The organism is Bradyrhizobium sp. USDA 4486, from assembly GCF_054057995.1.
The window spans coordinates 7,499,715-7,512,750 of record NZ_JBSRZV010000001.1 but is presented as its reverse complement, the minus strand read 5'-3'; the positions used below and the strand labels follow the sequence as shown (position 1 = coordinate 7,512,750).

General features: G+C 65.4%; 17 protein-coding genes. 10 read left to right on the top strand and 7 right to left on the bottom strand.

Translation table 11 applies throughout. The features are described 5' to 3' along the window. The first annotated feature begins 66 nt into the window (after window positions 1–66). The 3 genes from ACVWY3_RS35520 to ACVWY3_RS35510 all read left to right on the top strand — a co-directional run bounded on the left by ACVWY3_RS35520 (window position 67) and on the right by ACVWY3_RS35510 (window position 2,201). Window positions 67–981, top strand: a complete 915-nt coding sequence (locus tag ACVWY3_RS35520; protein ID WP_456842608.1) for a hypothetical protein — start codon at window positions 67–69, stop codon at window positions 979–981. A gap of 348 nt (window positions 982–1,329) precedes the next feature. After that, the gene (locus ACVWY3_RS35515) at window positions 1,330–1,752 is read left to right on the top strand and encodes a hypothetical protein (RefSeq protein ID WP_456842607.1); all 423 of its coding nucleotides are present in this window, start codon (window positions 1,330–1,332) and stop codon (window positions 1,750–1,752) included. Window positions 1,753–2,063: 311 nt separating this feature from the next. Next, a complete protein-coding gene (locus ACVWY3_RS35510) occupies window positions 2,064–2,201 on the top strand; it encodes a hypothetical protein (RefSeq protein WP_167336550.1) in 138 nt (45 codons plus the stop codon). A 49-nt stretch (window positions 2,202–2,250) separates the two neighbouring features. Here ACVWY3_RS35510 and ACVWY3_RS35505 read toward each other — a convergent pair whose 3' ends face one another. From ACVWY3_RS35505 to ACVWY3_RS35495, 3 genes are all read right to left on the bottom strand, one after another. Next, entirely contained in the window at window positions 2,251–2,397 is a 147-nt protein-coding gene (locus ACVWY3_RS35505; RefSeq protein ID WP_007596790.1) for a hypothetical protein, read from the bottom strand. A gap of 198 nt (window positions 2,398–2,595) precedes the next feature. Continuing rightward, window positions 2,596–3,075 carry a MaoC family dehydratase gene (locus tag ACVWY3_RS35500; protein WP_456842606.1) on the bottom strand — a complete coding sequence of 160 codons (480 nt, stop codon included), beginning with the start codon at window positions 3,073–3,075 and terminating at the stop codon, window positions 2,596–2,598. After that, window positions 3,075–3,527 (bottom strand): MaoC family dehydratase, encoded by a 453-nt coding sequence (locus ACVWY3_RS35495; RefSeq protein WP_456842605.1) that lies wholly within the window; start codon window positions 3,525–3,527, stop codon window positions 3,075–3,077. Before ACVWY3_RS35495 ends, ACVWY3_RS35500 begins: the two co-directional genes overlap by 1 nt. A 172-nt stretch (window positions 3,528–3,699) precedes the next feature. On the opposite strand from ACVWY3_RS35495, the gene ACVWY3_RS35490 reads away from it, so the two are divergent. Then, on the top strand, window positions 3,700–3,996 hold the full coding sequence (locus tag ACVWY3_RS35490) for a DUF4282 domain-containing protein (RefSeq protein WP_456842604.1): 297 nt from the start codon (window positions 3,700–3,702) through the stop codon (window positions 3,994–3,996). A 146-nt stretch (window positions 3,997–4,142) separates the two neighbouring features. Here the strand turns inward: ACVWY3_RS35490 and ychF are convergent, their stop codons facing one another. The 4 genes from ychF to ACVWY3_RS35470 form a co-directional block, all read right to left on the bottom strand. Next, window positions 4,143–5,240, bottom strand: coding sequence for a redox-regulated ATPase YchF (gene ychF, locus ACVWY3_RS35485; protein WP_456842603.1), 1,098 nt, complete (start codon window positions 5,238–5,240; stop codon window positions 4,143–4,145). A 153-nt stretch (window positions 5,241–5,393) separates the two neighbouring features. Then, entirely contained in the window at window positions 5,394–6,005 is a 612-nt protein-coding gene (gene pth / locus ACVWY3_RS35480) for an aminoacyl-tRNA hydrolase (protein ID WP_456842602.1), read from the bottom strand. 59 nt (window positions 6,006–6,064) lie between these two features. Next, complete coding sequence (locus tag ACVWY3_RS35475; protein ID WP_456842601.1) at window positions 6,065–6,790, bottom strand: 50S ribosomal protein L25/general stress protein Ctc; 726 nt, start codon at window positions 6,788–6,790, stop codon at window positions 6,065–6,067. Window positions 6,791–7,066: 276 nt separating this feature from the next. Further along, entirely contained in the window at window positions 7,067–7,318 is a 252-nt protein-coding gene (locus ACVWY3_RS35470; RefSeq protein WP_456842600.1) for an accessory factor UbiK family protein, read from the bottom strand. Between the two features lie 168 nt (window positions 7,319–7,486). Between ACVWY3_RS35470 and ACVWY3_RS35465 the strand changes: the two genes are divergently transcribed. The 6 genes from ACVWY3_RS35465 to ACVWY3_RS35440 all read left to right on the top strand — a co-directional run bounded on the left by ACVWY3_RS35465 (window position 7,487) and on the right by ACVWY3_RS35440 (window position 12,962). Next, a complete protein-coding gene (locus ACVWY3_RS35465; RefSeq protein ID WP_456842599.1) occupies window positions 7,487–8,218 on the top strand; it encodes a dienelactone hydrolase family protein in 732 nt (243 codons plus the stop codon). A 13-nt stretch (window positions 8,219–8,231) separates the two neighbouring features. After that, window positions 8,232–9,080, top strand: coding sequence for a prolipoprotein diacylglyceryl transferase (lgt, locus tag ACVWY3_RS35460; RefSeq protein WP_456842598.1), 849 nt, complete (start codon window positions 8,232–8,234; stop codon window positions 9,078–9,080). A 21-nt stretch (window positions 9,081–9,101) separates the two neighbouring features. After that, entirely contained in the window at window positions 9,102–10,217 is a 1,116-nt protein-coding gene (locus tag ACVWY3_RS35455) for a class I SAM-dependent methyltransferase (RefSeq protein ID WP_456842597.1), read from the top strand. Beyond that, window positions 10,217–10,984, top strand: a complete 768-nt coding sequence (gene pgeF / locus ACVWY3_RS35450; RefSeq protein WP_456842596.1) for a peptidoglycan editing factor PgeF — start codon at window positions 10,217–10,219, stop codon at window positions 10,982–10,984. Before ACVWY3_RS35455 ends, pgeF begins: the two co-directional genes overlap by 1 nt. Before the next feature lie 200 nt (window positions 10,985–11,184). Next, window positions 11,185–11,814, top strand: coding sequence for a hypothetical protein (locus ACVWY3_RS35445; RefSeq protein ID WP_456842595.1), 630 nt, complete (start codon window positions 11,185–11,187; stop codon window positions 11,812–11,814). 194 nt (window positions 11,815–12,008) lie between these two features. Next, window positions 12,009–12,962, top strand: a complete 954-nt coding sequence (locus ACVWY3_RS35440) for a ribose-phosphate pyrophosphokinase (protein WP_456842594.1) — start codon at window positions 12,009–12,011, stop codon at window positions 12,960–12,962. The last annotated feature ends 74 nt before the right edge of the window (window positions 12,963–13,036 follow it).

Below are 13,036 nucleotides of genomic sequence, written 5' to 3'. Positions count from 1 at the left end.
GGTCATCACCGAAGGCCGCCTTATATTCTTGGCGGACGGCATGCGCCGGGGCTCGCGGGCAGGACGATGGAATTCTCGACAGGTTTTGGCTGGACCAGGCTGCCGGTGCTGGCGGCCGTGTTCATTTTCGGCTCGGTGCTGACGGCCTCGGCGCAGATCATTCCGCCCTTTTCTCCCGGCCCGGCGGCGCCCGACGAAGAAGCCGAGGCGGCCGAGGCCCCTGATGTCAACGATCCCGACGTGATGAAAGGCATCGACGTCGACAAGCTCGACTGGAGCCAGCTCGCGATCGACGCCGGCACGCTCAACGACATCATCGCAGCCAAGAAGCGCGCCCAGGCCGCGGCCAATAACGGGCTGAACTGGTCGTCGAGCGCCAACGCCAACGGCTCCTCGGCGGTGACCGTGAAGCAGTCGGTGTTCGAGTTCTGGGACACCAGGATCGGGGCCGACATGACCCTGGCGAGCGAGCCGCGGACGATGTCCGAGCTGCTTGCACAGAAGGCCGCCAATGGCGGCAGCCTGCCGCAATCCTCGGGCAGCGCCTGGGCCACCGCGACCGCGCCGGGTGCGGGTGCGATCTGGGACAAGACCGCGGTGGAAGCCCGCGTCGATCCCGGCTCCGAACAGAGCAAGCTCGGGGCCTCGCTGACCAAATCGATGCCGCTAACGGGCGACACGTCGCTGACGCTGCAGAACGGCTACAGCGTCAACCAGCAGGGCACCACCGCCGTCCCTGGCATCGGCGGCCACATCACCCGGAACTACGAGACCGACCAGAGCGCCAAGGTCACCCTTACCGACACCGGCACCAGCATCATGGCCGGCCAGTCGCTGTCCACCGCCGACGACAAATGGCTGCGCAAGGTCGGCGCCGAGCAAAAGCTGTTTGAGAACGTCACCGTCTCCGGCTCGGTCGGCGAGACCTCGCAGGGCGCGATCAACAAGAGCGTGACGGCGGGCTTCAAGAAGAGCTGGTAGCGGCCAGCCAAGCGCCCCACCCTGTCTCCTCATCCTGAGGGCGCTCCGAACGAGCGCGTCTCGAAGGATCGAGGCCGCCGCCGAGAGAGCCGGGCCTTTCATGGTTCTCGCGCCGATGCGCAGCATCGTCCGCTGCCGGCTTCGCGCTCCTCACCATGAGGGGATAGAGGCTCTTTGCCGCGGGCCATTCACACTTCCCTAACCATACGCCACGGCAAAGCCCCCGAATGGTCCGTCCTTGCCGCATCTTGGCCCATTTGCGGTCAAAATCGGGCGCCCTAGTCGCCTCCCAGAACGCCGTCGTGCGGGGACACTCGCGCTGCGCTCAACGCGATCAGGGGAACAACGATGAACGCTACTCGTCCGGAAAAGATCGAATCCACCGAGACCGAGACGGTCGACAACAACCTCGCCGCCGTGACCGAGGTCGAAGCCGGCATCCGCGACTTCGTCCGCAACGACATCGCCTATCTGCGCCGGCCGGCGACGCCGACCACCGACGCGCCGCCGCTCGACCCGAGCGCGGAGGCGACCGTCACCAACGTCAACTCGCTGATCCAGCGCGTCGCCGGCACTTCGCTCGCCGAGATCGAGAATCTGATCTCCGAGCTGGAGAGCCTGCGCGACCTGCTCCATGCCGAAGGCCAGCGCGTCCAGCGCGAGATCTCCGGCTACGCCCAGCTCAGCCAGGCCGCGATGAAGTCGACCCGCATGATCGCCGACAACGTCGCGCAGTGGAAGCGCGCCGCCGACGGCCTGCGCAACAGTTAAGCACCAGCTTCAAACGTCAGTGGCTGCCGCGTTCCCGCAAGGGAGCGCGGCGGTTTTGATTTGTGCGGCTCTCGTGCCCCGGACGCGGTGCGGCACCACAAGCGCGTTTACGCGCGTCTTCGACGCACTATGGTGACGCGCCGTAGAGCCGAGGGCCCACCGCGAGGATGAAAGCGCGGCGCGATAGGTCCCCGCTCTGCGCAGCAGCGTTGCACGCTGCAGCGCGTCCGTACGTTTTGAACCCTCTCCCGCTCCCCCGCGACCAATGCCAAGCGCCCGTGCCGTCACGGCCGGGCCTGGGGACATGTCAGATGGAAAGCATTCGGCCCGACAACACGGACCCCATACCGCTGCGGCCCGCGCCGAACCAGTTCGGCACGATCATGCTGCGCTTTGTCGGGCTGCTCGTGGTCGCGATCGCCATCCTGGCGTTCGTCTATAGCCGCTGAGCCAAAGGCCGATCCCGGCCGCGAAGAGTTGAGATCTTACCGGGATATCTTACCTGGCCGCTTCCACGGTCGAGGCTTCCAGGGTGTAGGCGCCGTCGGCGTAGCCCTTCACCACCATACCCGCGACCAGCATGACGGCCAGCGTGGCGGTAGCAAAAATGAATCCGACCAGCTTGAGTGCGCCGCGATCTGCCATGGTCCTCGTCCCCTGTATCTGCCCAATTCGTTTCAATTAGACAGCGACAGGTTCATAATTGGTTAGCAACTCGATGGTTCCGCCGACTGCTTCGCCGGTAAACCACGTTGGGCAGGCTTATGGCAGCCACCCGGAATCACGTCCATAGCGCGCGGGCAACACTCGTGCATTCATTTGCCGGTTCATCCTGGAACAGATCTAAGCCTTCGCGCGCATCGGCACGAAGGCCGAGGCGGTGATGGAGTACACCTCCTCGCCGCGCTGGTTGGTGCCGGTGGTCTGGGCCGTCACGATGCCCCAGCCGGGACGAGAGGCGGAGGTGCGCTTGTCGATAACGACGTTGACGTAACTGACGGTATCGCCCGCGAGCACCGGCCTGATCCAGCGCAAATCGCGAAAGCCTGGTGACGGGCCCCACACCGCGACCTCCTCGCCGCGCGCTGCGGCCTCCCGCGCCAGACGCTGGCCGTCGGCGACAAGCAGGCTCATGCAGGCCGAGCCGACATGCCAGCCGGAAGCAGCTAACCCGCCGAACAGCGAGTTCTTGCCCTCCTCCTCGTCGAGGTGGAAGCGCTGCGGATCGAACTTTGCAGCGAACGTCTTGATCGACTCCGCCGTGAACGTATAGGCGCCGATCTCGCGACGCTGGCCGATCGCGATGTCTTCGAAGAACCGCATCAGACCGCTCCCTCGCGCCGCTTGATCAGGATCGGCGAGGTCATCTCGGCGAGCGCCTGCCCGGCAGCATTGCGCACGGTGCATTTGAACTTGACGATGCCGAGTGTGGGGCGGCTCTTCGAGGCGCGCGCCTCCACGACGTCGACGTCCAGCGTGAGATTGTCACCCGGCCTGAGCGGCGAGAGCCAGCGCACCTCGTCGACACCGGGCGAGCCGAGCGAAGCGGTGCGGGTGATGAACCCGTCGGCCATCATCCGCATCATCAACGAGCAGAGGTGCCAGCCGGAGCCGGACAGGCCGCGCAGCATGCTCTTGCTGGCAGCCTCCTCGTCGAGATGCATCGGCTGCGGGTCGAACTCGGCGGCGAAAGCCAGGATCTCGTCGCGGGTGACATGGCGTGGGCCGAATGTGCCGAACCGGCCGGCCGGGAAGTCTTCGAAGGTCAAGGTCATCTTGGGAGGGCTTTGCTGAAATGACAGATTGTGGCCGCAGTTTGCGGCAATCTCAACCCGCCGCCCCGCATGGCTCGTGCTACATAGGAGGCGGCTGTCTTGATTTGAGTGATCAAGACCGAGGCCCGATTGACGTCCCGATCCGAAAGTCCCGATTTCCCTGGGGAGAGCAATGTTTTCATTCAGCGATCTGTTTCAATGGGACCGCTTCATCACGCCGACCATCATCAAGACCTTCTACTGGCTCGTGATCGCACTGATCTGCCTGTTCGGCCTCTCCGGCATCTTCTCGGGTCTCGCGACGATGGCGATCAGTCCGTTCGGCGGCTTCCTGGTGCTGCTGTCGTCGATCGCCAGCGTCGTCGTCGGCGTCGTGTTCTCGCGCATCGCCGCGGAGCTGATCCTGATCGTATTCCGCATCAACGAGCATCTCGGCGCGATTCGGGATCAGGGCGGCGGGATGCGGTGAGGCTCTCGTGTCCCGGACGCGGCGCGGCGTGCAATGACGCGACGCAGAGCCGGGACCCATGCGTCCGCAATCAAGGCTCCTCGGCCCCGGCTCTGCAGCGCACCGCTGAAGAAGCGCTGCGCTGCGTCCGGGCCACGAGATCCAGCCTACGTATTAAACCTGAAATGCATCACGTCGCCGTCGGCGACGACGTATTCCTTGCCTTCGAGGCGCAGCTTGCCGGCATCGCGGGCGCCGGCTTCGCCGCCGAGCGCGACGTAGTCGTCATACGCGATGGTCTCGGCGCGGATGAAACCCTTCTCGAAATCGGTGTGGATCACACCGGCCGCGCCCGGCGCCTTGGTGCCGCGATGGATGGTCCAGGCGCGCGCTTCCTTCGGGCCCACCGTGAAATAGGTGATGAGCCGGAGCAGCGAATAGCCGGCGCGGATCAGGCGGTCGAGGCCCGCCTCTTCAAGACCCAGCGTCTCCAGGAAATCGGCGCGCTCCTCGCGCGAGATGGTGGCGATCTCGGATTCGATCTTGGCGGAGATGACGACGGCGACGGCGCCTTCCTTCGCCGCCTGCTCCTCGACCGCCCTGGAGAAGGCATTGCCGGTCGCGGCCGAGCCTTCCTCGACGTTGCAGACGTAGAGCACCGGCTTGGACGAGAGGAGGCCGAGCATGGAGAACGCCCGCTCCTCCTCCGCCTTGCGCTCAACGAGGCGCGCCGGCTTGCCGTCGCGCAGCAGCACCAGGGTGCGGTTGACGAGGTCGAGCTGCTCCTTGGCGTCCTTGTCGTTGCCCTTAGCCTTCTTGGTGAGATTGTCGACCCGCTTCTCGAGGCTGTCGAGGTCGGCGAGCATCAGCTCGGTCTCGATGGTCTCGATGTCGGCGAGCGGGGCGATCTTGCCCTCGACATGGGTGATGTCGGAGTCCTCGAAGCAGCGCACGACATGCGCGATGGCGTCGACCTCGCGGATGTTGGCCAAAAACTGGTTACCGAGGCCTTCACCCTTTGAGGCGCCGCGCACGAGGCCGGCGATGTCGACGAAGGTCAGCCGGGTCGGGATGATCTGCCCAGACTTGGCGATCGCCGCGAGCTTGTCCAGCCGCGGATCGGGCACGGCGACCTCACCGACATTCGGCTCGATGGTGCAGAACGGATAGTTCGCAGCCTGCGCCGCGGCCGTCTCGGTCAGCGCGTTGAACAAAGTCGACTTGCCGACATTAGGCAATCCGACGATCCCGCATTTGAATCCCATGGTCTCTTCCAGTCTTCGCGCCGCGGGCGCGTGCATTCGTTGAAGTGGTCATGCCCGGCCTTGTGCCGCCTTGAGCCGGGCATCCACGTCCTTCGCTCCGCGGAAAAAGAAGGCGTGGATGGCCGGGACAAGCCCGGCCATGACGGAGAGAGATCAGTTCGACTTCTCTCCGTTCTCGTCCTTGGTCAAAAATCCCTTCGCCTGCATGGCGAGATGCACCCTGTTGGCGAAGGTCGCATCCGTGCCTTTGGCGATCAGTGCGGCGTGCTCGGCGACCGCGTCGCAGAGCGTCCTCACCCAGTCGTTGTCGGCCTTGGCGAAGTCCGACAGCACGTGGCCGTGCACCAGTTCCTTGACGCCGGGATGACCGATGCCGAGCCGCACCCGGCGATAGTCGTTGCCGATATGGGCGGAGATCGAGCGCAGGCCGTTGTGGCCGGCGATGCCGCCGCCGATCTTCACCCGCACCTTGCCCGGCGGCAGCTCGAGCTCGTCGTGAAACACGGTAACGTCGCCCGGCGCGATCTTGAAGAAGCCTGCGGCCTCCTGAACGCTGCGACCGGACTCGTTCATGTAGGTCGCGGGCTTGAGCAGGATCACGCGCTCGGTGCCGAGCGCACCTTCCGAGGTCTCGCCCTGAAAACGACGGCGCCACGGTGAAAAACCATGACGCCGCGCGATCTCGTCGACGGCCATGAAGCCGATATTGTGCCGGTTACGTGCGTATTTCGCGCCGGGATTGCCGAGCCCAACAAAGAGTCGCATGACGCGGCGCGCCCCTCGCTCGGCGCGCGGTTAGAAAACCGCGCGCCAGCTTTGACAGATTACTTCTTCTTGTCGCCGCCGGCGGGAGCCTTGGCAGCCGCCGGAGCAGCAGCACCAGCCGCCGGAGCAGCCGCGCCAGCCGCCGGAGCAGCAGCACCCGCAGCCGGAGCCGCGCCACCAGCGGCAGCCGCTGCTGCGGCCTTCTGCTCTTCGGCGTAGCCGGACGGCGGCACGATGGTGACGAGGGTCGCGTCCTCGCGGGTCAGCGCCTTGACGCCGGCCGGCAGCTTGACATCAGACAGATGCAGCGAGTGACCGATTTCGAGCGAGCCGACGTCGGCCTCGATGTACTGCGGGATGCTCTCGACGCCGCATTCGAGCTCGATGGCGTGGGCGGCGATGTTGACGGTGCCGCCGCGCTTCACGCCCGGGGAGGATTCCGCCTTCACCACGTGCAGGGGAACGCTGATGCGGATGGTGGCGCCTTCGCCGAGACGCATGAAGTCGACATGGATCGGGAAGTCCTTGACCGGATCCAGGTGATAGTCGCGCGGAATCACGCGGTGCTTCTTGCCGTCGAGGTCGATGTCGACCAGCGTGGTCAGGAACCGACCGGCGAGGATGCGCTGGCGCAGTTCACGATCTGCGATCGAGATCGTCAGCGGGGGCTGGTTGTCACCATAGATCACTCCGGGCACTCGCCCGGCGCGACGCTCAGCCCGGGCGGCCCCCTTGCCGCTCTTCGGACGTGCGGTCGCCTTCAATTCCTTGACGGTCGTCGCCATGTCGTTAAGTCCTTGTTTTTGCAAAAGTTAATGGGCCGCAGCGCGGCCCATGGCATGGTCCGCAGCAAGCCTCCAGGGGTGCGGGGGCCGCGGACGTGGCGGGCTTTTACCCGGAAGATGCGGAAATGACAAGGAGAATGGGCGGCCGGAAGGTACCGGACTGCAGTCATTCCGGAGGCGGTGGCGACAGCGACCGAACGCGGAACCTCGAGATTCTCAGGTGCGCAATTGCGCACCATAGTTCGATGCTGCGCATCGCCTCGGAATGACGAAAACCTACCCGCCGAGCTTGGCCTCCAGCGCGGCGATCCGCGCCTTCAAGACCTCGTTCTCCTCACGCGCCAGGCGCGCCATGTCCTTGACCGCCTCGAACTCCTCGCGTTTGACGAGGTCCATGTCGCGCAGGAATTTTTCGGCCTGGGTACGCATCACCGTGTCGAACTCGCGCTTGACGCCCTGGGCCGCACCGGCGGCGTCGTTCATCAGGCGGCCGATCTCGTCGAAAAACCGGTTGCTGGTCTGGGTCATGTCGGTCTCCTGGCCGTCTTCCGATAAACTTTGCGCGAACGCTCGGAAAGACAATGGCAATCCGCACCGAACGGTTCAAGGGCGAAGCGGCGGTATCCTTGTCATGCCCTGGTTTCCTTGCAATCGTATTCAACGTCCCGGCATAAGAAGAACTAGAAAGCGCACGAGATGATCGACCAGCAGATCGCGATCCCGACCAAGGACGGCCACACCGCAACCTTCATCACCCATCCCGAACGTGGCGGGCCGTTTCCGGTCATCCTGTTCTACATGGACGCGCCGGCAATCCGCGAGGAGCTGCGCGACATGGCGCGCCGGCTCGCGACCTCAGGCTATTACGTGATGCTGCCGAACCTCTATTACCGCTCCGGCGTGATGGAGCTCGGGCCACTGCCGGCCGATCCGAACGCGCCCGAGCGCAAGCGCATGTTTCGACTGATGGGCTCGCTCACCATTCCCATGATCATGGACGACACGCGCGCATTGCTCACCTATGCGGAGGGCCAGGCGGCCGCGAACGCCGAAATCGTCGGTACCGTCGGCTATTGCATGAGCGGCCGCTACGCGGTCAACGCCGCCACGCACTTCCCCGACCGGGTCAAGGCCGCCGCCTCGATCTACGGCACCCAGCTTGCGACCGACCAGGACGACAGCCCGCATCTCGCCGCGAGCAAGACCAGGGCGGAGCTCTATTTCGCCTGCGCCGAGACGGACATCTATGCGCCCACGGACATCATCGAAAAGCTCAGGCAGGGCATGAGCGGCGCGAAGGCCGAGGTCGAGATCTATCCCGGCACCCATCACGGCTTCGCGTTCCCCAAGCGCCCCGTCTACGACCGCGACGCCGCCGAGCGGCATTGGGAGCGCCTGCTGGCGCTCTATCGCCGCAATCTCGTCTAGACATAGAGGCCTGATGCCCTTTCTGCTCATCGACTTTCCCGCCTTCAGGCCGATCGCGATCGAGATCGGGCCGTTCGCGATCCGCTGGTATGCGCTGGCTTATATCTGCGGCATCGTGTTCGGCTGGCTCTATGCGCGCTCGCTCTTGAAGAACGAGCGGCTGTGGGGCGGGCCCGCGCCGATCTCGCTGGTGCAGATCGACGACTTCATCCTGTGGGTCACGCTCGGCATCATCCTCGGCGGCCGCACCGGCTATGTGCTGTTCTACAATCTGCCCTTCTTCATGGAGCATCCCGCCGCGATCATCCGGTTGTGGGAGGGAGGCATGTCGTTCCATGGCGGCTTTCTCGGCTGCGTCGTCGCGGTGATGTGGTTTGCCTATCGCAACCACATCTCGATCCTGTCGCTCGGCGACATCACCACCGCAGTCGCCCCGGTCGGATTGCTGCTCGGACGCATCGCCAATTTCATCAACGGCGAATTGTGGGGCCGCGCCACCGATCCCAGCCTGCCCTGGGCGATGATCTTCCCGAACGATCCCACCCAGCTGCCGCGCCATCCGAGCCAGCTCTACGAAGCCGGCATGGAGGGCATCCTGCTGTTCACCGTGCTGGCGATCATGATCCGCTGCGGCGCCCTGAAGCGGCCCGGCATGATCCTCGGCGCCTTCATCCTGATCTATGGCCTGACCCGCATCGCCGGCGAGCACTTCCGCGAGCCGGACGCCCAGCTCGGCTTCCTCTGGGGCGGGTTAACCATGGGTATGCTGTTGTCGATCCCGATGCTTATTGTCGGGGGCATACTTATTGTATGGGCAATCAGGCGCGGTGCGCCGCCGAGGCCGATCGAGGCCGTTCGTTAATTCATTTCGAGAAAGCACGCCGTGACCGACCAGCCGCTCCTCAACGAGATCAAGGCGCTGATCAAATCCTCGGGCCCCATGCCGGTCTGGCGGTACATGGAACTGTGCCTGATGCATCCGCGCTACGGTTACTATGTCTCGCGTGACCCGCTCGGGCGTGAGGGCGACTTCACCACCTCCCCGGAGGTCAGCCAGATGTTCGGCGAGCTGCTCGGCCTGTGGACCGCCTCGGTGTGGAAGCAGATGGGCTCGCCGCAGTTTTTGCGGCTCATCGAGCTCGGCCCCGGCCGCGGCACCATGATGGCTGATGCGCTGCGCGCGCTGCGCGTGCTCCCGCCGCTGTACCAGGCGCTTCACATCCACATGGTCGAGGTCAATCCCGTGCTGCGCGAGCGTCAGAGCGCGACGCTGGCGGGCGTGCGCAATATCACCTGGCACGACAGCATCGACGACGTGCCGGAAGGCCCCAGCGTCATCCTCGCCAACGAATATTTCGACGTGCTGCCGATCCACCAGATGGTTCGCCACGAGAACGGCTGGCACGAGCGCACGATCGAGCTCGATCCCAACGGCAAGCTTCAATTCGGCGCGGCGGCCGAGCCGACGCCGCGCTTCGACGTGCTGCTGCCGCCACTGGTGCGCGCTGCCCCCGTCGGCGCGGTGTTCGAATGGCGCCCTGACGCCGAGATCATGAAGCTTGCGACGCGCGTGCGCGACCAGGATGGCGCGGCGCTGATCATCGACTACGGCCATTTGCGCAGCGATGCTGGGGACACCTTCCAGGCGATCGCGCGCCACACTTTCACCGATCCCTTGAAGGCGCCGGGCCAGGCCGACGTTACCGCCCATGTCGATTTCCAGGCGCTGGCGCGTGCAGCAGAAGACCTCGGCGCGCGCGTGCATGGCCCGGTGACGCAGGGCGATTTCCTCAAGCGCGTCGGCATCGATACGCGTGCGGCGGCGCTGATGCAGAAGGCGACGCCGGAAGTCGCTACCGACATTTCCGTGGCGCTGAAGCGCCTCACTGATACCGGGCGCGGCGGCATGGGCTCGATGTTCAAGGTGCTCGGCATCTCCGAGCCGCGGCTGTCGGGCATTGCGGGCCTCAGCGATCTCGAGCACGCCGGAGGCGATTGATGACTCTCACTTCGTCGCTGCTGTCGGCGGTGCCCGGCCTGCGGCATGCCTTCTTCACCCGCGAGGGCGGCGTCTCCAGCGGGATCTATTCCGCGCTGAACGGCGGGCTCGGCTCGAACGACGATCAGGCCCTCGTCGCGGAGAACCGCCGCCGCATGGCCGAGCATGTCGGCGTCGCCCCCGAACGCTTTCTCAGCCTGCACCAGATCCATTCGCCCGACGTGCGCGTTGCGGACGCGCCGTGGCCGAGCGGACCGCGGCCGAAGGGCGATGCGCTGGTGACGAGGACGCCGGGCATCGCGCTCGGCGTCTCCACCGCCGATTGCGGTCCGGTGCTGTTCGTCGATCCCAATGCGGGCGTGATCGGCGGCGCCCATGCCGGCTGGAAGGGCGCGCTCACGGGCGTGCTGGAGGCGACGATTTCGGCGATGGAAAAACTCGGCGCCACGCGCAGCGGCATCATCGCGGCGATCGGCCCGCTGATCCGGCAAGAGAGCTATGAGGTCAGCAACGAGTTCGTGGCGCGCTTCATCGAGGCGGACGCCGACAACGCGATGTTCTTCATCCCGTCGGTGCGCGAGGGCCACGCGATGTTCGATCTCGCCGGCTTTATCCGCAAGCGGCTCGAGGCTGCCGGCGTCCTGATGATCGACGATCTCGGCCTCGACACCTACGCCGATGAACGCTTCTTCAGCTACCGCCGCTCGGTGCATCGCAAGGAGCCGGATTACGGCCGCCACATCCATGCGATCGCACTGGAAGGGTGAACGCAAGGGCAACCCCGTGTCATTCCGGGGCTCGCGTAGCGAGAACTATGGTGCGCAATTGCGCACCTGAGAATCTCGAGATTCCGGGTTCGATGCTTGCGCATCGCCCCGGAATGACGGTGGACAGACGCGACGACAGTGGTCTGTGTCGCCTCTGCCCTAGACGTTAATGCATTTTAACGATATCGCTGCCCTCCATAATGAGGGATGCGTCATTCATCTTGGGCCGCGCGGGTTCGCGCGTGCTGGCGATCGTGCTGCTGGCGGCGGCGACCGCGCTTGGCGGCTGCGCCGGTGGCGGCGGAAGTGCGGCCAATTCCTACGCGATGGCGCCGAGCGCCGGCTCCGGAGCGACGGTGGCCTTCGAATCCATCGACGGGCCGCCGCCGCAGGTGTTCGACCGCATGGTCGGCGTGCTCGAGAGCGAATCCAAGCTGCGCAGCCTGTCCGTGGTCTCCCGCGAGGGGACGGCCGCCTACCGCGTGCGCAGCTACCTCTCCGCCCAGGTGGTGCGCGGCAAGACAATGATCGCCTGGGTCTGGGACGTCTACGACGCCAACCAGCAGCGGGCGCTGCGCCTCTCCGGCGAGGAACCGACCTCGGCCAATGGCGGCCGCGATGCGACGCGTGACCCTTGGCAAGCCGCCGACGACCTCGTGCTGCGGAAGATCGCCCAGGCCGGATTCAGCGGACTTTCCAACATGATCAATGGGACGCCGGATACCCCGGGGGCGGCTCCCGGCTTGCGGGGACCGGCGGTGGCGAGCGTCGTTCCGGCGGCGCCCGCACCTGAGATGCCGACCTCGGCGCTCGGCTATGCCGCGCAATAACCCCCGCTAAACCACGGCCCCAACTACCGGCCAAGCCGTTGGCCCGACTCAGGATTTTCGAAGGGAAAACGTAGCATCCCGGGTTGCCATTGCAGCCTCTCGCCTGATATTTGCTCGCTCGTCGTAACCGTGCTGCCAGTGGGTATTCTCTGATGTTGAACGTCGTATCCAGCAAAGCGCGGGAGGAAGCGTCCATGTCGGCCAAGAACGGCTCCATCAAGCTTGTCGCCGGCAACTCCAATCCGGCTCTCGCCCAGGCCATCGCGCAAGGTCTCGACCTGCCGCTGACCAAGGCGGTGGTCCGGCGCTTCGCCGACATGGAAATCTTCGTCGAGATCCAGGAGAACGTCCGCGGCTCGGATGCCTTCATCATCCAGTCGACCTCGTTCCCGGCCAACGACCATCTGATGGAATTGCTCATCATCACCGACGCGCTGCGCCGCTCCTCGGCGCGCCGCATCACCGCGGTGCTGCCCTATTTCGGCTACGCAAGGCAGGACCGTAAGTCCGGTTCGCGTACCCCGATCTCGGCCAAGCTCGTCGCCAATCTGATCACGCAGGCCGGCGTCGACCGCGTCATGACGCTCGACCTGCATGCCGGCCAGATCCAGGGCTTCTTCGACATCCCGACCGACAATCTCTATGCAGCGCCTCTGATGGTGCGCGACATCAAGGAGCGGTTCGACCTCTCCAAGGTGATGGTGATCTCGCCCGACGTCGGCGGCGTGGCGCGTGCGCGCGGCCTCGCCAAGCGCATCAACACCCCGCTCGCCATCGTCGACAAGCGCCGCGAGCGCCCGGGCGAGTCCGAGGTCATGAACGTGATCGGCGACGTCGCCGGCTACACCTGTATCCTCGTCGACGACATCGTCGATTCCGGCGGCACGCTGGTGAACGCGGCCGACGCGCTGATCGCCAAGGGCGCCAAGGACGTCTACGCCTACATCACCCATGGCGTGCTCTCGGGCGGCGCGGCCGCCCGCATCGCCGGCTCCAAGCTGAAGGAGCTCGTGATCACCGACTCGATCCTGCCGACCGAGGCGGTGACCAAGGCGCCGAACATCCGCACGCTGCCGATCGGCAGCCTGATCTCCGACGCCATCGCGCGCACCGCCGCGGAAGAGTCGGTATCGAGCCTGTTCGACTAGCCGATCGACGTCATTCCGGGGCCCGCGAAGCGAGAACCCGGAGGCTTGAGATTCCGGGTTCGGCGCTGAGGCGC